Below are 17,697 nucleotides of genomic sequence, written 5' to 3'. Positions count from 1 at the left end.
TAACAATACTCTATATGGAAAACGGACAAGATCCAGAATTGGATAACGAAAACCAAGTTGAAGAACAAGAATTCGAAGCGAACGATTCGGACGATATATTACTCTATTCCAGTCCCAATGCCGACAATCCGGCAGATGTTGACCGATATATTAGCGGCGAAGTACGTGCGCTGTATGACGTGTATAGCTACCGACACGCAGCGGCTATTTTGGCTAATTCCTTTCCGGAGGAACTCAAAGAAATTGAAGCGGCCTTGCTGGCTTTCCGTATTACGACGCGAGACTTAGGAACACCAGGTGGAAACAAATCCGTTATACCCCAGAAATTTTCGCGTACTTTACGCCCTAGTGGATGGGTCGAATCACGGATTCAAGGAGACCTTATAGTGAGGCTTCATGAGTACGATGAACAGGTTTTGTCTGATGGAAAAGTCCAAAAAGTGAAACGCCCTGACACTAAAACTCAGCTGATCGAGGCCTTTACTGACAGGCATAAAATCGACTTCATAAAAGGTCGTGTTGCCATCTATTTTGAATGGAACTCAACCAAAGAAAAGTTCGACCGGGATTTGCATGCCTTTCGGGCGTTCCACGAATTTGGACTGATTAGCTCGGTGGTCATCGTGACACGTAGCGATAACTTGAATCTCGTTTTGAACAAGGTGCCTCAGCTCAATAAAGCGGGTGAAGAAATCGGAAAAACCGTAAAAGCAAAATACGGCGCCAGTACAACCTGGATGAACCAGCTATTAAATCGGCTCAATGCCGGACTACATGAAGGTTATCCTGTTTTGGTATTCGGCATAACGCCAAAATTGATTGAAGATTGGGAATAAATATGAGGGGCAGTCGCCGGCTACTTGAATGCCGGGGATGTCCCACCCTTTTCAGGGGTAGAATCCGATCCAATCGATGATCAAAATGCAATGGGTACGTAGCTCCAAGGAGTGATAGTCATGGCACAACAGAACAAAAGCTCTAGTTTACGCAGTAAATTGCTCATGGCTTATGCCTGTAGTGCAATTGTTATCGTTATCATCGGTGCGTTCAGTTTCTTCGGCCTCTATAAAGCCTTAAATAGCTATCGACAGGATGTCAATAAGATGCAGGACAAGGCGCTCACGGTGTTGCACATTCAAAGTGAATTTAAAATTCAGGTACAAGAATGGAAAAATGTTCTATTACGCGGCAAGGACAACCAAAAGCGAGATAAATACTGGCAAAGTTTTCAAGAGAAAGAAGCAGCCGTCCGCCAAGACTCAGAGAATTTGGCAGAGAGCCTTCCCGTTGGCAAAGCCAAGACCAAGTTGAATGAATTTATCGCAGCCCATCAAAAGCTGACTCAAGACTATCGGCAGGGGTTGGCTGCTTACATCGAAGCAGGTGCCGACCCCTACATCGGTGATCAAGCCGTTACTGGAATTGATCGTGCTGCTACCAATTTGCTGAATGACGTTGAGAGTGAAATCAATGTGCTGGTACAGCAAGCGATTTCTAATGCTCACACGGAAGCCGAGCGCGGTGCCCAGTTCGGCATAATTGCCTTGCTAATCACATTTGGTGTTGGCATTGTTTCAGCCTACTGGATAGTTAGAATGTTGACGCAACAACTCGGCGGCGAACCTGCTTACGCGGTAGAAGCAGTGACCAGGATTGCTCATGGTGATTTAAATTTTGAAATTCAGTTGAAAGATAACGATCAAGCCAGCCTTTTGCATGAACTAAATGAGATGCGTCTAAAACTTTGCGAAGTGGTCAATGACGTTCGCGCTAATGCCAATAGTGTCGCCGGCATCGCTAAACAAATTAGTGTCAGCGCTCAAACACTCAGCCAAGCAGCCATTGAACAAGCATCAGGCATCGAAAAAACGTCATCCTCTGTTGAGCAACTCAACGCATCGGTACAACAAAATGCAGAAAATGCCGAAAACACTAACATTGTTGCCAATACAGCCGCAATCGATGCCAATAAAAGTAGTGAAGCCGTCAAGCGCACAGCTAGAGCGATGAAAGATATCAACAGCAAAATCAGTTTGATTGAAGATATTTCTTACAAAACCAACTTGTTATCGCTCAATGCCAGTATAGAGGCCGCCCGATCAGGCCAGCACGGAAAAGGCTTTGCCATAGTCGCTGCGGAAGTACGCAAACTGGCCGACAATAGTCATGCGGCAGCTATCGATATAAGCGAACTCACGCAAAGCAGCTTGGAAATCGCGGAACAAGCCGGACATTTGTTGACGCAAACCGTTCCCAATATTCAAAAAACGGCTGACTTGATTGCCAAAATTAGTGCGTCTTCCACAGAACAAGGCATAGGAATCAAACAAATTAACCAAGCCATGACGCAGCTAGATAGGGCTACTCAGCAAAACGCGTCGCTCTCAGAACAATTAGCCAGCACGGCTGAGGACATGAATAGGCAAGCTGACCAGTTACAACGATCCGTGGCGTTTTTCAGCTGAGCAGAATATCTATCCTACAGATAGGATTTAACGATTTTAAAACTACAGTCCGTTACCCAGCCTGGCAGCCAATGGTGTTAACCGGCGCGGAATTTTTCCAGAAATCGGCGCGATGGAAAACTCAGTAAATGATTGAAATTCTGTAACCCTTATAACAGGCTGGAAAAAGTTGGATTCCCATTTTGATTAAAAATTGGAAAATTTTTTACGCCGGTTAACACGCCAAACCAGCCAAACGCTTTTGTCGCGTTTCTCGACATTAAATGCAACAGTTTTATTGCCTATTGCAAGTCAGGCGGTCGCTATTAAATTTAGTCATCGTCATCGTAATAACCGTAGCCGTACCTATAGCGGTTCCAATCTCGCGCTTGGTCATACATCGCTTCGTTTTGGCGAATCTGATATTTGATGGCTTCATCGCGTTGCATAATTCGTTGTGCTTCCCGGAAGTCGCCTTCGTCCAACTCATGGCGTACATCCGCTTGTTCTTGTGCATTGATCGCAGCAATCTGATTATTGGCCATCGCATCTACCGGGTCATAGACCATTCCATAGCGGACGCCTGGATAATAAGCATGGCCATAACGATCAGCCATTGCTGAACTACACGCCACCATCAACGTCAAAGCAATTAAGACTTTGTTCATGACACCATCCTCAATCAATAAGTTAGTCAAATACTGCTCAATGAAGCCTAACCATTTCGCTTCCTTTGGGCTTGCTAACAATTTAGAGGCGCTGACTTAAACCGGTCTTAACAGTTTGGACTTTGAAACACCACGCAAAAAAAATCCGGCACAAGACCGGATTTGAAGGGAGGAAGTTATTGCACTGAACATCTCGTTGCAATGGCTATACTATATAAGATTATTCTAATTCTTTCGATGTGGCATATCGTCTCATGTACTTTAGTTCACATTATTGAGATTTAGCGTTCAAGCTTCAACAGACTATGCCGATAGTCACGGTGTCCGCCGAAACATGGCTGGCAGTTATTTACCACACTTTGGAGAGCAATCATGTCATCCGTTTCGGGAGTCGGTTCTTCACCTTATGTTGCCCAAACTTATCAAGCTAAAATGTCTGCACCTCCGCCACAGCCTGCTGCAACACCCGTGCAGCCTGTCGCAAAAGATGCGGATGGTGATAATGATGGCAGTGTAGGAAAGAACATTGATGTCAGAGCGTAAAAACGTTCAACGCATCGTTGGAAGAAGCCGCTAATCAGCGGCTTCTTTTTATCCTACTTAAAACGTCATTATAGGATCGTGAATTGTATCGACGGTCAAGGAGCAGAAAAGCAGTCAAGCCTGCTAACCGGCGCGGAATTTTTCCAGAAGTCAGCGCGATGGAAAACTCAGTGTAAATGATTGAAATTCTGTAACTCTCACAACCGGCTGGAAAAAGTTGGACGCTCTTTTTGCTCAAAAATTGGAAGATTTTTCATGCCGATTAACCACATAGACCGTTTCCCTTCTAACGATTACGTGTTCTTAACAGGTAACTCGGCTTAGTTTTGAACGCTAGCCACTGCTTAGACATTAGCATGGTCAAAGATCTAGCGAGGTAGTAGCAAATCTTCCAAAAAGAAAGCGGATAGCTCAGTGCGCCCTGTCACACCTGCTTTTCGGTAAATCGCACGGGCTTGATCGCGTATGGTGCGCTCGCTTGCATTGCGCACATTGGCAATTTCGCTATGGCTGAGTCCTTTTAACATCAAAAGCCCGACTTCAGATTCGGCAGGGGTTAGCTGCCACAGACCAAACTGTTTTCGGATTTGCACAGCCAAACCCGCAATAAGTTCACGATTGGCATCGCGCCATTGCTGAGCTTGTTGATGAGCTAAAGCCAAATCATGCGTTAACACATCAATCTTGGATTTTGAAAATTGATGGTAAAGCCGACCAAAGTAGACAATACCTGCTAATGAAAGTATCAGAATGATCACTTCTGTGAGTACATGGGTCCAAGATACCCCGTCTCGATAGTCACCGAATAGATCCAGTGCAATTAGCACGAAAACAAACAAACTGATGGCAATAGCCCATTGGCTAAAACGTTTGTTATCGTCGATTAATGCCATAAATAATCACCTATCCGTCGGATGACGGATGTAAAAAAATGCAGTTTAACCCACTATTACCTCGAACTTAATTTGTATCAGGCGTTTGATCAGGAGACATACCATGATAGGCAAAAAAGAATCTGTAAAAGTTTGGGGACCTTTGATTCGTATTGGACACTGGGCTTTGGTAATTGCATTTTTTACGGCGTATTTGACCGAAGATGATCTCATGCCTATCCATGTCTGGGCAGGCTATGTCGTGGCGGGTTATTTGGTCATGCGCATAGTGTGGGGCTTTTTCGGCGGCAAGTATGTCCGCTTCAGTCATTTCGTCTATTCGCCAGCTAGGATAGCTGACTATTTGAAAAATCTAATCACCCGTCAACCCCAGCATTATATCGGCCACAATCCGGCTGGAGGGATCATGGTGATTGCATTGTTACTTAGCTTGACAGGTACAGCTTTGACCGGCATGAAGTTATATGCGGTTGAGGACAACAAAGGTCCGTTCGCTCTATCCGCCGAGCAATTGCAAGCCCAAACACAATCAGCCTCACTGATTTCCGCTGCCAACGCAGAAGGCATCAAGGACGACGATGACGATGACAAATCCACAGCTGTGGATGCCACTTACAAGGTGGATAAGCAAAGTGAAGAGTTTTGGGAGGAATTACATGAGTTTTTCGCCAACCTGACGCTGTTATTAGTGTTCTTGCACATTTTGGGCGTTATCGTTTCCAGTTACGTCGACAAAGAGAAATTGGTTAAAGCGATGCTCACTGGCAAAAAAGACATTGATGATACTTACCAATAGCCACCCTGTTCACATGGCTAACAGTCAAAAGGAGGTCGTTTGAGACATTCTGAATTACATCGCGCCCATCGAATCGGCTGGTTACGCGCAGCGGTCTTAGGCGCTAACGATGGCATCGTCTCAACATCAAGCCTGGTGATTGGTGTCGCGGCTGCGCATACCGATTTTCACGCCATATTGGTCAGTGGGACGGCAGGCTTAGTGGCCGGTGCCATGTCTATGGCAGCGGGGGAATACGTCTCTGTTAGTTCCCAAGTCGATACCGAGCAAGCAGACCTGAAACGGGAAGCGCAAGAGTTGGCAGACAATCACCCTCATGAGGTGAATGAACTGAAAGCGATATATATCGACAGAGGTTTAGAACCTTTACTGGCTCAACAGGTAGCCGAACAACTGATGCATCACGACGCCTTGGCGGCACATGCTCGGGATGAGTTAGGGTTAACCGAAATAACAACAGCGCGTCCGTTGCAGGCAGCGTTAATCTCCGCACTGACGTTTTCATTAGGGGCTCTGTTACCCCTTGTCATGGTCATGATTTTCCCTTATTTGCCTTTGGCACACGTCAATCAGCTCATTATTGACGTAACGGCGTCGGATACCATGCCGGTGATTGTGACAGTCGGTACGGTTTCGCTGGTATCCCTAATGTCGCTAGGCGGTTTCTCCGCATTAGTGGGTGGCTCGGCTGTTTATACCGCTGTTGCTCGTGTGACATTTTGGGGCATGTTATCGATGGGTATTACTGCGGGTGTTGGTTTATTGTTCGGAGTCGTGAGCGGGTGACTTTGCTTCCCTAGTGAATCATTATGGGTTATCCCGTTGCCTTTCAGTTTAAAAATTCTGGCGTAGCGAAAATATTCAAGAGGTCGACATACGTTATTTGCAAAATTCGATTGCTAGACACCTCGGCATATCTTTTTAATCCGTCGTGGTGCTATGCAGGTTAACTACGGCAAAAATGCCGCAATTTTTATTAATTTATAGGTGTTAAAAAATATGGAATTTAGAACTGGTGTTTATCAGATAGCGATGCTGCTAGCAGGGTTAATATATGCTTGGCCTAAGTCTAAATTAAGTGTGCATCCAGAGCCGACAAGATTGACCTTTGATACTGACTCGCAAAGTTGGTTGCTAACACTCAATGAGGAATTGTCCTCGGGCATTGTGGTGTGTTTTTTGATTACCTTGGTCTATGGTTTTTATTGGCTTAGCTATCAAGAAAAATTTAAAAAAACCGGTAGCGATGAAAATTGACAGGATATATGCAACTTTACATCGGTTTGACACCAATTACTTTGCTTTCTCAATTTCAGTATCCCCCACCAACTTATGCACGATGCCGGTAATCAATAAAGCCAGAAGTAACAAGCCATATTGCCAAGGATCAAACACTTCGTCGCTTGGTAAATTGCTACCCGCCGATTTGACCGGCGCAATTATGATTTGTCGCATCAAGGTAATCATGGCCACATCGACGAAAACTCTCAGATGGATGGAGCCAGTTTGCACATAACTGATTTCCGCTGCAATCAGACTAGAGAAGGTCCAAACCAGGAACAGCGTAGCCAAGGCATGCAAGAAAGCAAAGCCTAATCCCAAGTGATGAACTTGATTTTCGACAATGAATTCCTGGATAGACTCCCAAACAACCATCAAACTGGCTATAGCTAATGCAATAGCCATCAAGACATGCAGAAAGTCATTAAAGCCTTTGAGAAATTTGATCAATAGTTCTGGTTTCATAATACGGAAGTGGGTAATAGATAAGATTAATGTTTCGAGAGAAAAGCGGGTGAAGTGCTATTTTGTAGGGTTTAACGTAAATAACAAGCTAAACATAGTTTCGAACTACACATAACGGCAAAGCCAATGCGACCTCCGGCTGAAGATCTGATGAGGGCTGTAGTTGTGCGAGTGGTAGCTACCTGGATTCGAGCAGTGCAGTGGTCGCTTCCGAGCTCAGATGAGGGACCGGGGATGGCCGGTCGGGGTCGTTGGCGGATTTAATTGGAATAAACCACGCAAGACGAATAGGCTTCAATACAAAATACCCAATGTCCGCGTAGAGAGTTTCTGCGTTGGTGATAGCCAGCACAACAGAACCCATGTGTTGAAGCAGATCGACAAAAGCGGCCGATCTCAATGATCAGCCGCTTCATAGCCTTAATAATCGACTGTCAAATTTCCGCCTGTCAAACCATAGTGCATTTGGTTACGCTGCTTGTATTGACGATATACACAAAACATACTTTCTAGTTAGCGTCTGGTGTTCCGAACCAGTTGCAGTTTGGGTGGAGTATTATCTGCCAAGGCACGTGGGCCAATGTAACGTCGAGGCCATTCATGGCGAGCGACTGCAAACACGGAACGATGCCAAACACCATGTCTTCGAATACATCGAAGTGTATTACAATCGGAAACAGCTTCATTCAAAATTGGGATATCTATCCCCTGAAGCCTTTGAATTTAAACATGCCTCTTAGCTATCTGTCTTTGAAACGCGTAGCTATGTGAGAGCTTTATGAAACCAGCAGCACAGTCGGATATCTCCGTTATTCCACTTTTGACAGCCAATGATCACAGCTTTTAATAGTTGACACATTGAAGGCGTTTTTTTCGAAGAGCGGTATTTTCAAGACGCGAACAGACTGCCAGCAAAACAAACTATATTTATGCTTTGCGATCTGGCACGTTTCAGCCGTGATTCAATCGACAATTTTTAGCGTCCGATTCGGGTGACAAAATAGCCCATGCATAGTCGTGCGGCAAATTACCCCATAGCAGAGAAAACGAACCGGCTGCCATGGCATGGTTAAACACTTCTGAATAATTTGAAGAATCTCTTGTTTCTATGGTCGTCAGCACCATGGCGCCGCAGTTTTTCAGATCCTGCTGAGTTAGCCAGGTTGATATACTCAAGTCATTATTCAGTAACGCAGTGGGCTCAGGGCGGGTGTGCAGCAATAAATTACCGGCTAACCAAGTATCCGCAATGACTATGTTTAAGGGCTGTCCTTGATGTTGTTGCCAGATTTCTGAGACGCGTTCCGCCAATAATTTACCGGGAAAATTGGTCCGGACATCGAGTCCGGCTACTTTCGGGTAAATTATCTTTCCAATGGCAAAGAGCAATAAAATCGTGATTTGACATGACCAGACTATATGACGGGTATTAGCCAATATCCGTTGGTGATTATATTTATCAAAAAAACATTTAACAATTAAAATACCCGACGGCAAGAAAAAGGCACTGACCCAGTCTCTGCTCAAAAAGCTGCCGTTTAATAGTGTCGGTAAGAGCGCAAGTAGGTTTGGTGTAATAAGCGTGGCCATCAAGAAACGCCAATCCGAATCCCGATGATTTATATACAAAACTTCAGTTGGCATACTTTGTTTTACACTAAGTTTTCTAATCCAAAAAAAACCTATAAAAAACGGTAAAAACGGTAGCATTTGCCCAATAAAAAATCGACCAAGAATATCAAACCGACTGTTTAACAGGTTTAATTCGCCATAAAAATAACTGAAGGGTAGCCAGTTATGATGCGACAACCAAAGCACATGAGGAAAAAGTACTAGGGTAAATATCGATGCGCTTATGAATAATCCACGAATGATGAATGGATTCGACCAGATATTTTGCCAGATCAAATAGACAAACGGACCGGCAATAACCAGTAAGGCGCTGTATTTGGTTAGCATCGCCAATCCGGCGACCAAACCCAATGTCAGCCAATTAAGGATACGTTGTGGTTCATGAATAGCGCGGTAAAAGTAGTACAAAACCGCGGCGGAAAAAGGCAAAGAAACGGTATTGTGATCAAATGAGGTTGGCTTGTAATTGTGATAGCCAATCAAGGAAGTGAGTAGAACTGCAGTAATCGCTAAATGAAGTGGCAGCATTTTCCTCGCCAGTCGCCAGACATAGATCAAAGCAATCACCGTACAACCCTGCGCAGCGAAAATCGTCAAGCCTATCGATGGTCCGTTTAATAGCCAATTGAGGCCTGCCATCAATATTGATGGTAGTGGCGGATGCTTATAATAGCCCCATTGCCACGTTTGAGACCAAATCACCTGTTCGACGCTGTCTAAAACAATCGATTCGGACAATATCGCAACTGTTATTGTCCAAGCTAGCCAATACACCAATAAAAAACCGATTAACTGACGAGTATCCCTATTCCCGGCAAGAGCAAAATCAGCATTTCGTTTCAGAAAAATATTTAAATTATCTATTTTTACAGCTAACAATATTTACACCTCAATAATTTGATGTAGTACCCCAGAAATATCAATATATACTTAACGCATTGCGCTACGTTTATACTCGGAGTTCAATGATTTTTCAGCGATCCTTTCGTCGAAGCCTACGCTTGCTTTCATTAAATACAGTGGTCTCTGTTTGACTTCTTCATATATTTTGGCGATATATTCGCCAATAATGCCCAAGCTGATCATAATAAAACTGCCAATTATGAGCAGGCAAATAATAGTTGTGGCAAATCCAGATACCGCTTGACCAGTAAACAAAGACCAAATCGCTTCACTGGCTACGGTAATTCCCAGTACCAATGTTGTAATCCCTAAAATAGTGACAATACGCAGTGGCAACACAGTAAACGACGTCAACGCGGTTATCGCTAATTCCAATAATGCCAAGAAAGACCATTTGCTTTTATCGCCTTGGCGAGTATCGACATCAAAGTAAACGTATTCCTCTTTAAAACCAAGCCAACTCGTCAATCCGCGATAAAAACGTTCTCGTTCCGGAAGTTGGTGGATAATGATGTCGACAATCTCAGCATCCAGTAACTTATAGTCTGAAGAATTATTGATATTTATGCCCCCCAAGCCAGAAATCAGTTTATTGATACAATAGGCCCTGGCCTTCTTTTCCATAGACTCTTGACTGCGCGCACGCTTTACTGCATGCACGATTTGCACGCCCTGTTGCCATTTTTCCAACAAATCCGGAATCAAAACAGGTGGGTGCTGAAGATCGGCATCGATGGTAATCACTGCTTCGCCAGTGGCATGTTCTAGCCCGGCAAAGATTGCCCCTTCCTTGCCGAAGTTTCGGCTCAATGAGATGGCTTTGATACGAGGTTCGAACTGAGCAAGGCGACAAACCTTTTGATAGGTGTCATCTTTGCTACCGTCATCAACCACGATAATCTCCCAATCGACTTTGCAGCTAAATAAAATCGAGATAATCTCGGTTAGTGCTTTCTCTATGCCCACACTTTCGTTATAGGCTGGAACCACGACGCTCAGCACCGGACCTTTATTCGAAATCAAGATATTGTTACTCATAGTGGCTTAATTGAATGCGGTATTTTTGATAAAGTTTTTGAATTTCCTGGCTACGCAGCAATCTCAATTCGCCCTCCCAATCGTGATAACTTGTTAACTTGCGATTTGTTATATGGGTGGCATCGAAATAGCCGGGATGGCACATTAGTTCATATGTCCAACCGGGATTGAGTGTTGCAAACCGGCTTGCCAAGTATTCCAGGCTGAGCCTTCCGCTTTGACCGATTCCCAGCAGAGGAAAGGTGCGGACGTTGAATCTAAGCCGGTTAATCATCGTCAGGCATTGCATCACCGTATTTCTTACCAGCCCGGCTAGTTCTATAGGTAACAACCATTCCGGGTTGGTTAACCTGATATGTTCCACCCGATAGTCTTGGGCTAGCTCCAGTGTTAGAGCAAACAGTACGGGTAACATGTGGATGTGTTCGTGGGAATTTAAAAAACGTATAGTTCGGCCACGGCAAGCCTCTATTTGTGCTCGCCATTCGTTGCGAATGTCATTAACGCCGACCTGACCGGTCAAGATCATCAAACTCATCATGTAAGTCGAGGGGAACTGACCATTGTGTTTCGCTAGCTTATCGGCCATGGCTGCCGTTAAAGGGCGCCCATGGCTTAAATTGAGATGAACCCCAACATCAAGATGCGGAACCTCTTGCAATCTAGCTAGTTGATGGTCTAAATCGGGGCTATTGCCGAGGATGCCAGTAGCCGATATTTTGTTGTCGGCTGCCAATTCAAGGATTCCGCGACTGACACTAGGGTAGTAACCGTAATCATCAGAGTTAACGATCAATCGAATCGGTTGACAATGAGCCATCATCAATTAGCCGAAACGGTTTCAAACAAGGTGTATCGACCAGCGATTTTGACCGGCTTAAGCTGCTGTTTCATAGCGTCGGAGAGCATGTCGAATAACTGCTGATTGAGGACATAAAAATGTCTATTAGCCTGCCGTAGGCTTTGCTGTAATGCGTCGAAATTCGTCAATTCCAGGGTTTTACCGGGCAAATAGAATTGGGCGGAAAATGGCCGTTCACTGATATAAATGAGTTGCTCATCAGGACCTGATTCGCGCAGAAAAGCATCGGCAATATGTTTTTGCGACTTATAAAACTCCACATCAGGCAGTTGGTAAATGAGCACTAACGCAAAAAACGATACGGGCACACACATTGTCAGAGCCGCCCGGTATTTTTTTGATTGCTCAACCCAGCCCGCCACCAACAAAGCCAAGCCCGGCAGGCCTGGCAACACATATGTCCAGATGACGTTGGCAGACAGCGTGAAAAATAAGACCGGTGACAGCATCCACAACAGGCAATACAGTTGCCAGCCATCACTGTCTTGGAAAAAAGTTTTGGTCGCCTTGCCTGGCATCGTGTTGATTAGCTTCTTCAGCAAAACCAAAGTCCAAGGAAAACCGGCGGCTAACCAATAAAGCCAGATCATGCCCCTGGCATGTTCGCGGCCCACACCATATAAATCCCCCTTCCAACCGCTCTCCGTAAAGCGCTTCCAATGTTCACCAATAAAGAAATATTCCCAAAACCCCGGCGTACGCTGTTCGGCCAACCAATACCAAGGTGCGGAAATGACCAGCATTATTAAAGTACCTTTAATCCAGGGAATCCGATGCCAAATCTCGTTCCAGCGTCCAGTAATGGCGGTCCACATGCCAATAGTCAGTCCGGAAATTACGATGGTAATCGGTCCCTTTGCCATCATGCCAATGCCCAGACCGACAAAAAACACATAACCCCATAAAGATTCGCGATGCCTTAATGCCAACCAAAACCCGGAAAGAGCAAGGGTGACACCGAAAGTCATGCATTGGTCCATTGCGACTGTGCCCGACATGACAAAAAACAGCACGGAGCTGGCCAGAACTAAAAGCGTGGAACGCGCGTAGTCGACGCTCCGCTGCAAATGGGCTAAATGAAACAGCACCCAAGCAATACCAATAGATAAGAATACAGACGGTAGCCGGGCAGCAAAATCGTTTACGCCGACAATCTCCATGCTTAGCGAGGTCAGCCATATTGTTAGAGGTGGCTTACCCCAGAAAGGGACACCATAATCAATCATCGGCGTTACCCAATTCTGGGTTTCCAACATCTTGCGGGCCATTTCCGCGTAGCGCGATTCCGATGGATCGTAAAGCGGATAAAGGCCCAGAGTTGCAATACGAATAAACAGAATTAGGAAAATCAGTGCCAAGCTCGGATGAGGTGTTCTGATCGAGAACCCTAGATCAGCGTTGCGTTTAAGACGAGGTTGATCAATGGCAAAGGTCCAGAACAGATTGGCAAAAAAATTCCAGAGCAAAACCAGAGCGGTAGCCATTAATTGCGCATAGAGGTAAAACAAACGCGGTACCAAGATTTGCATCAACGCCAAATTAATACCCATGCCAATCAATGCGATAAGGGTGAATTTAGGCAGAGTCTGCGTGTGAGGCTGACTAGAATTGAATGTCAGCTTGAAATTTAAAACATAATTCACAGCCAAACCCGCCAAGGCGCCCCATCCGGACGCTATGACCGGGTTAAAAGCTTCAAACTCGACTAGGGCATAAAGAATTGAATAATGAACAAGCGTCCCAACGACGCCCACGAGCGCGAATGAAAAAAATTTAAGGAACACGTAAGTCCGTTGTTTATAAAGAAAAATATTATTATTTCAGATCAAACGGTAGCTTAAGGCTTACTTTCATAGCTAGGTATTGAGTCGATGAATGCAGATATTGGTGTTTTATTTTTTATTTGGAAGCACTAGAAACCATAGTAATCAAGTTGAAACAGCGAAATCCGTGCCACAGGATAATCTTTACAAAACTTAACGATTGAAGGCGGCCGAAGAATAATAATTTACTTATGCATGGTTTATATGAACCCCGAATGGGGCAAAAGCCCAATTTAGATAAGCGGCGGGAGAGCGGAGATGTGCCCCTCCATCAACAATCAGTCTATATCGCTGGCGGAAACGCTGGATAAAAGCAGATCGCTCGGTTACCGCTTTAGTGAAATATACGAAGGGCCCAAAAAATAAACGCCAGATTGTTAAAGAGCTGGAGAATTTGGTTCAACAGCTCGTCGAAGAAATCTATCTCAAACCCGAAGGTAATAGCGTTAATGATGTCTATGAGACGTTAAAACTCAAAGTTAAGGCATTAAACGTCAATCGAAATAAGATCAATGTTTCTAGAGAAAAGCGGGTGAAGTGCTATTTTGTAGGGTTTAACGTAAATAACAAGCTAAACATAGTTTCGAACTACACATAACGGCAAAGCCAATGCGACCTCCGGCTGAAGATCTGATGAGGGCTGTAGTTGTGCGAGTGGTAGCTACCTGGATTCGAGCAGTGCAGTGGTCGCTTCCGAGCTCAGATGAGGGACCGGGGATGGCCGGTCGGGGTCGTTGGCGGATTTAATTGGAATAAACCACGCAAGACGAATAGGCTTCAATACAAAATACCCAATGTCCGCGTAGAGAGTTTCTGCGTTGGTGATAGCCAGCACAACAGAACCCATGTGTTGAAGCAGATCGACAAAAGCGGCCGATCTCAATGATCAGCCGCTTCATAGCCTTAATAATCGACTGTCAAATTTCCGCCTGTCAAACCATAGTGCATTTGGTTACGCTGCTTGTATTGACGATAAGCTTCCTTAATGCTGACGGTGATTGGTGTCCCGTTCTGATCTGTTGTGGAACCCGTCGCAGTGACAATGGTTACCCCAGGATGTACCGTGTTAGATTTTTCGACAACAAATACTGGGTTAAGCAAAGTGAAGGACAAGGAGGCTGAGGTGTAAACCACTTCCTTGTTTGTACCGTACGGAATTACCTGAATTACCCCACCGTTGGCGGTGGTCGCGCCCGGATCAATCGGCAGAACATTACCGATGCCGTTGCCTACCCAGTTGTCGGTGTATTGAACCGGTGTAACCGGTGTCGAATCGTTTATCACAATATCGCCAACGGCAATTCGGTTATTCAAGCTGTAAATTTCAAACTTTACCATTCCCGCAAATTCCGCCGGTAACGTGACGGTCGATACGCCTGCCGCATAGGGAATAGGATAGGTAAAGTAAGTTCCGTCAGGGTAGTTGGCGTATGCGGTCAAGGTATTCCCAACGCCGTAATCATTAACGGAAACCGACGAAACATCGAAAGTAATCCCAGAAGGCGGGTTTATAGCTACTTGAGCGCCTACGGCTGGGCTGGTACCGTATTTACCGGCAGTCACTTTGCCCGCATCGACGGCTGGAAGCACATTGGCAGGTATGCAGGTGTTTGATGTACCGGCAAGATTTGCACCCAGCATGGTTACATCAACAGCATAGCCAGATACCAGAACCTCGCACATTGGAATGGTGCTGATGGGTGATCGAGTGACTGGTAGATTGCCCGGAAATGTGAGGGTTAGCTGCTGAGCTTGGGCCAGATTCGAGAACAGCAGAGCGAGTAAAAGCGTAAAGAATCTCATATGGATGCATCCTTAGAATTGTGAGTAACAAATTATCTGGACGATCAAATCCGCAATCAGCCCAGCAAAACAACGAACAACTTCAAATTTTCGTGGTAATTCCATGCCGGGATTACCACGACAACATAAGTTCAAAATTAATCGGACATGCCATAGATTAGTGGGAGTTAATTAACTTCTGAACACATCAAAATAACTGTATTACATCAATATAAATTTAAACTGAAATCAACATTAAGAATTGGTTAAATATCTTTGAGAAAAAAGAATATTTAATAAGTTGTTAGCATATGTCTTCATGTAATTTTTTGATAAAAATCAAAAAATCTAGTCGAATAAATTTCATTTTATTCAGTGTAAGGCTTTTAATATTGAGCATTAGGTCTCGGAACACCTTGTTGTTTTTGCTTACCATTTTTCACAATTAGCCTGTTGATTTAATTGGTAATTATTTTTTATCGTTAATTATATTTCATGTGTTTTTAATTGAAAATTCATGTTTTTTTAATCAAAACATAATTTAAATTATGGGTTTTTGTCATATTTGTTCAAGTAGAATAAAAGTTGCGGGGGCAAGGACAATAATGGAGCTAGCCAGTATTTTCTAAGGATATTTATGTTAAGGACAGACTTACTCGTTTCAATTCCGGGTCATACCAATCTCTAACAGCAAAATATCTCTAGATAATCATTGGCTTCGACGGTATTCCTTTGAATAGAGGAATGCCAAATCTAACTTTTTATCTAAGGAGGCATAGATGCTTATTCAACAACGGCTTAGCGGACAGCAGCGGCCATCGCGAGCGTCTCAATTTCAGCTAAAACACGTAGTGAGCAGTATCTTAATCGGATCAGTATGTTTGATAGGATCGGCACGGGCCGGCACGGACTGGTCCACACCTGGAGGCACTTCGGATGGTCAACGTTATAGTGCGCTAGATCAAATCAATACCGGTAATGTTGCCGATTTGGCCGAAGAATATTCAGTGGATACCGGGGTTAAAGGTAGTCATATGGGCGAGCCATTGGTTATTGGCTCCACGCTTTACGTCGTGACGCCTTTCCCGAATAAATTGATCGCATACGATTTGGCCAACAAAGGTAAGGTCCTGTGGACCTATGTACCCAAGATCAATAAGTACGCCAAAGGCGTGCATTGTTGCGATGCCATCAATCGCGGCGCTGCTTATGCCGATGGCAAAATTGTGTTCAATCTACTCGATAACACCACGGTGGCTGTCAACGCCGTGACCGGCAAGGAAATCTGGCGGAATACTACCGCAGACGTGCGTTCCGGCGTCACGACATCCGGCGCGCCTGTCATCGTCAATGGCAAAGTCATTAGCGGTACCGTCAGCGGAGAAATGGGCGTCAGAGGCTGGGTATTGGCCTTGGATTTGAACACCGGCAAAGAGTTATGGCGTGGCTATAACACCGGGCCCGATAAGGATGTACTGATCAATAGCCAAACCAAATTGCCCTACACAACCGCCGGTCAAAATACTGATTTGGGTCAAAAAAGCTGGCCAGGTAATACTTGGCAACAGGGTGGCAGCTCAGCCTGGGCATATCTAACCTACGATAAAGAAACCGACACCGTGTTCTATGGTACTAGTCAGCCCGGTGTCTGGAACCCAGACGCCCGCGCGCCTGGCGACAACAAATGGGGTTCGTCGATCTTTGCTCGCGACCCGAATACCGGTGCCGTGAAATGGGTTTATCAAACCACGCCTCATGATAACTGGGATTTTGACGCAGACAGCGAAAACATTTCGGTTACCCAAACGATCAACGGTGTGGCACATAAACTTTTGGTGCACTTCGATAAAAACGGTTTTGCCTATGCGCTAGATCGGGAAACCGGCGAAATTGTCAGGGCCGACCAATTTATCCCGGAAGTCAATTGGGCCAGCAGTATAGATTTAACCACCGGTCGTCCTGTGGTCAATCAAGACAAGCTGACTCATACCGGTAAAACCACCTTTGATATTTGTCCGTCAGCCCTGGGTGCGAAAGGTTGGGAACCCGGCGCGTTCTCGCCAAAAACCGGCTTGTTCTACATGCCCACCTTTAATCTGTGTATGAACATGCACATGCTGAAAGCCGAGTACGTATACGGTGCGCCTTACATGGCAATGGATATGGCGATTGCACCAGCTTCCGACACCTCTTATACCAGTGAATTGATTGCCTGGGATGTGACCACCGGTAAGAAAGCCTTTGGCTTGAGAGAGCCCAAGGCCATATACGGCGGGGTGCTCAGCACGGGTGGCGGGCTGGTGTTTTACGGCACCCAAGACAAAGTCTTTAAAGCCATCGATGCCCGTCCGGAGCAAGCGGTTAATGGCGTGCCCAAGCTGTTGTGGTCCAAAACCATGGAGTGCAGTACTGTCGGTAACCCGATCACCTTTACCGGTCCCGACAACCAGCAACGCGTCGCGGTGTTTAGCGGCGTTGGCGCCATGGCGGGCGGTTTTGGCGGCGGAGCCTGCTCGGCCAAGACCGGTGGCAAGGTCCATGTCTATAAACTGCCTTAACTCGGCTGT

At 45.3% G+C, this 17,697-nt stretch carries 17 protein-coding genes and 1 pseudogene; 8 read left to right on the top strand and 10 right to left on the bottom strand.

Annotation, left to right across the window (positions count from 1 at the left end):
* The first annotated feature begins 14 nt into the window (after positions 1-14).
* On the top strand, positions 15-836 hold the full coding sequence (locus EBA_RS23370; RefSeq protein WP_192376954.1) for a BglII/BstYI family type II restriction endonuclease: 822 nt from the start codon (positions 15-17) through the stop codon (positions 834-836).
* 120 nt (positions 837-956) lie between these two features.
* Positions 957-2,465, top strand: a complete 1,509-nt coding sequence (locus EBA_RS23365; protein WP_192376953.1) for a methyl-accepting chemotaxis protein — start codon at positions 957-959, stop codon at positions 2,463-2,465.
* Positions 2,466-2,776: 311 nt separating this feature from the next.
* Here EBA_RS23365 and EBA_RS23360 read toward each other — a convergent pair whose 3' ends face one another.
* Positions 2,777-3,112, bottom strand: coding sequence for a hypothetical protein (locus EBA_RS23360; RefSeq protein WP_192376952.1), 336 nt, complete (start codon positions 3,110-3,112; stop codon positions 2,777-2,779).
* A gap of 372 nt (positions 3,113-3,484) precedes the next feature.
* On the opposite strand from EBA_RS23360, the gene EBA_RS23355 reads away from it, so the two are divergent.
* Positions 3,485-3,655: a hypothetical protein gene (locus EBA_RS23355; RefSeq protein ID WP_192376951.1), complete on the top strand. Its 171-nt coding sequence runs from the start codon at positions 3,485-3,487 to the stop codon at positions 3,653-3,655.
* A 368-nt stretch (positions 3,656-4,023) separates the two neighbouring features.
* Here the strand turns inward: EBA_RS23355 and EBA_RS23350 are convergent, their stop codons facing one another.
* Positions 4,024-4,548 (bottom strand): helix-turn-helix transcriptional regulator, encoded by a 525-nt coding sequence (locus tag EBA_RS23350; protein ID WP_192376950.1) that lies wholly within the window; start codon positions 4,546-4,548, stop codon positions 4,024-4,026.
* A 103-nt stretch (positions 4,549-4,651) separates the two neighbouring features.
* On the opposite strand from EBA_RS23350, the gene EBA_RS23345 reads away from it, so the two are divergent.
* The 3 genes from EBA_RS23345 to EBA_RS23335 all read left to right on the top strand — a co-directional run bounded on the left by EBA_RS23345 (position 4,652) and on the right by EBA_RS23335 (position 6,601).
* On the top strand, positions 4,652-5,344 hold the full coding sequence (locus EBA_RS23345; RefSeq protein ID WP_192376949.1) for a cytochrome b/b6 domain-containing protein: 693 nt from the start codon (positions 4,652-4,654) through the stop codon (positions 5,342-5,344).
* Between the two features lie 39 nt (positions 5,345-5,383).
* Positions 5,384-6,130: a VIT1/CCC1 transporter family protein gene (locus EBA_RS23340; RefSeq protein ID WP_192376948.1), complete on the top strand. Its 747-nt coding sequence runs from the start codon at positions 5,384-5,386 to the stop codon at positions 6,128-6,130.
* Between the two features lie 213 nt (positions 6,131-6,343).
* Positions 6,344-6,601: a hypothetical protein gene (locus tag EBA_RS23335; protein WP_192376947.1), complete on the top strand. Its 258-nt coding sequence runs from the start codon at positions 6,344-6,346 to the stop codon at positions 6,599-6,601.
* Positions 6,602-6,637: 36 nt separating this feature from the next.
* On the opposite strand, the gene EBA_RS23330 is transcribed toward EBA_RS23335, so the two are convergent.
* Together EBA_RS23330 and EBA_RS24995 are read right to left on the bottom strand one after the other, a co-directional pair.
* The gene (locus tag EBA_RS23330) at positions 6,638-7,090 is read right to left on the bottom strand and encodes a phosphate-starvation-inducible PsiE family protein (RefSeq protein WP_192376946.1); all 453 of its coding nucleotides are present in this window, start codon (positions 7,088-7,090) and stop codon (positions 6,638-6,640) included.
* Between the two features lie 178 nt (positions 7,091-7,268).
* Entirely contained in the window at positions 7,269-7,454 is a 186-nt protein-coding gene (locus EBA_RS24995) for a KUP/HAK/KT family potassium transporter (RefSeq protein WP_192377384.1), read from the bottom strand.
* A 223-nt stretch (positions 7,455-7,677) separates the two neighbouring features.
* On the opposite strand from EBA_RS24995, the pseudogene EBA_RS24675 reads away from it, so the two are divergent.
* Positions 7,678-7,830, top strand: a pseudogene (locus tag EBA_RS24675) (IS3 family transposase); the annotation flags it as partial.
* Between the two features lie 211 nt (positions 7,831-8,041).
* On the opposite strand, the gene EBA_RS23315 reads toward EBA_RS24675, so the two are convergent.
* The 6 genes from EBA_RS23315 to EBA_RS23285 all read right to left on the bottom strand — a co-directional run bounded on the left by EBA_RS23315 (position 8,042) and on the right by EBA_RS23285 (position 15,151).
* Positions 8,042-9,601: a glycosyltransferase family 39 protein gene (locus tag EBA_RS23315; protein ID WP_192376944.1), complete on the bottom strand. Its 1,560-nt coding sequence runs from the start codon at positions 9,599-9,601 to the stop codon at positions 8,042-8,044.
* A gap of 51 nt (positions 9,602-9,652) precedes the next feature.
* A complete protein-coding gene (locus EBA_RS23310) occupies positions 9,653-10,663 on the bottom strand; it encodes a glycosyltransferase family 2 protein (RefSeq protein ID WP_192376943.1) in 1,011 nt (336 codons plus the stop codon).
* The gene (locus EBA_RS23305) at positions 10,656-11,483 is read right to left on the bottom strand and encodes a carbohydrate deacetylase (RefSeq protein ID WP_223146731.1); all 828 of its coding nucleotides are present in this window, start codon (positions 11,481-11,483) and stop codon (positions 10,656-10,658) included. The genes EBA_RS23310 and EBA_RS23305 overlap by 8 nt, the downstream gene beginning before the upstream one ends.
* A gap of 2 nt (positions 11,484-11,485) precedes the next feature.
* Entirely contained in the window at positions 11,486-13,279 is a 1,794-nt protein-coding gene (locus EBA_RS23300; protein WP_192376941.1) for a phospholipid carrier-dependent glycosyltransferase, read from the bottom strand.
* A 730-nt stretch (positions 13,280-14,009) separates the two neighbouring features.
* Positions 14,010-14,195: a KUP/HAK/KT family potassium transporter gene (locus EBA_RS23290; RefSeq protein ID WP_192377384.1), complete on the bottom strand. Its 186-nt coding sequence runs from the start codon at positions 14,193-14,195 to the stop codon at positions 14,010-14,012.
* Positions 14,196-14,251: 56 nt separating this feature from the next.
* On the bottom strand, positions 14,252-15,151 hold the full coding sequence (locus EBA_RS23285; RefSeq protein ID WP_192376940.1) for a hypothetical protein: 900 nt from the start codon (positions 15,149-15,151) through the stop codon (positions 14,252-14,254).
* Between the two features lie 758 nt (positions 15,152-15,909).
* On the opposite strand from EBA_RS23285, the gene EBA_RS23280 reads away from it, so the two are divergent.
* Positions 15,910-17,688: a PQQ-dependent dehydrogenase, methanol/ethanol family gene (locus EBA_RS23280; RefSeq protein ID WP_192376939.1), complete on the top strand. Its 1,779-nt coding sequence runs from the start codon at positions 15,910-15,912 to the stop codon at positions 17,686-17,688.
* The last annotated feature ends 9 nt before the right edge of the window (positions 17,689-17,697 follow it).

Origin of the sequence: Methylomonas albis (genome assembly GCF_014850955.1) — a bacterium.
GTDB lineage: Bacteria > Pseudomonadota > Gammaproteobacteria > Methylococcales > Methylomonadaceae > Methylomonas > Methylomonas albis.
Note: the sequence above shows the minus strand (reverse complement) of the source record. Positions and strands in the feature narration are given on the sequence as shown.

Excerpts from the sequence above, each read along its gene's own strand:
- EBA_RS23370 (WP_192376954.1), top strand. The coding sequence starts at position 15 with ATGGAAAACGGACAAGATCCAGAATTGGATAACGAAAACCAAGTTGAA.
- EBA_RS23365 (WP_192376953.1), top strand. The coding sequence starts at position 957 with ATGGCACAACAGAACAAAAGCTCTAGTTTACGCAGTAAATTGCTCATG.
- EBA_RS23360 (WP_192376952.1), bottom strand. The coding sequence starts at position 3,112 with ATGAACAAAGTCTTAATTGCTTTGACGTTGATGGTGGCGTGTAGTTCA.
- EBA_RS23355 (WP_192376951.1), top strand. The coding sequence starts at position 3,485 with ATGTCATCCGTTTCGGGAGTCGGTTCTTCACCTTATGTTGCCCAAACT.
- EBA_RS23350 (WP_192376950.1), bottom strand. The coding sequence starts at position 4,548 with ATGGCATTAATCGACGATAACAAACGTTTTAGCCAATGGGCTATTGCC.
- EBA_RS23345 (WP_192376949.1), top strand. The coding sequence starts at position 4,652 with ATGATAGGCAAAAAAGAATCTGTAAAAGTTTGGGGACCTTTGATTCGT.
- EBA_RS23335 (WP_192376947.1), top strand. The coding sequence starts at position 6,344 with ATGGAATTTAGAACTGGTGTTTATCAGATAGCGATGCTGCTAGCAGGG.
- EBA_RS23330 (WP_192376946.1), bottom strand. The coding sequence starts at position 7,090 with ATGAAACCAGAACTATTGATCAAATTTCTCAAAGGCTTTAATGACTTT.
- EBA_RS24995 (WP_192377384.1), bottom strand. The coding sequence starts at position 7,454 with ATGGGTTCTGTTGTGCTGGCTATCACCAACGCAGAAACTCTCTACGCG.
- EBA_RS23310 (WP_192376943.1), bottom strand. The coding sequence starts at position 10,663 with ATGAGTAACAATATCTTGATTTCGAATAAAGGTCCGGTGCTGAGCGTC.
- EBA_RS23305 (WP_223146731.1), bottom strand. The coding sequence starts at position 11,483 with ATGGCTCATTGTCAACCGATTCGATTGATCGTTAACTCTGATGATTAC.
- EBA_RS23290 (WP_192377384.1), bottom strand. The coding sequence starts at position 14,195 with ATGGGTTCTGTTGTGCTGGCTATCACCAACGCAGAAACTCTCTACGCG.
- EBA_RS23285 (WP_192376940.1), bottom strand. The coding sequence starts at position 15,151 with ATGAGATTCTTTACGCTTTTACTCGCTCTGCTGTTCTCGAATCTGGCC.
- EBA_RS23280 (WP_192376939.1), top strand. The coding sequence starts at position 15,910 with ATGCTTATTCAACAACGGCTTAGCGGACAGCAGCGGCCATCGCGAGCG.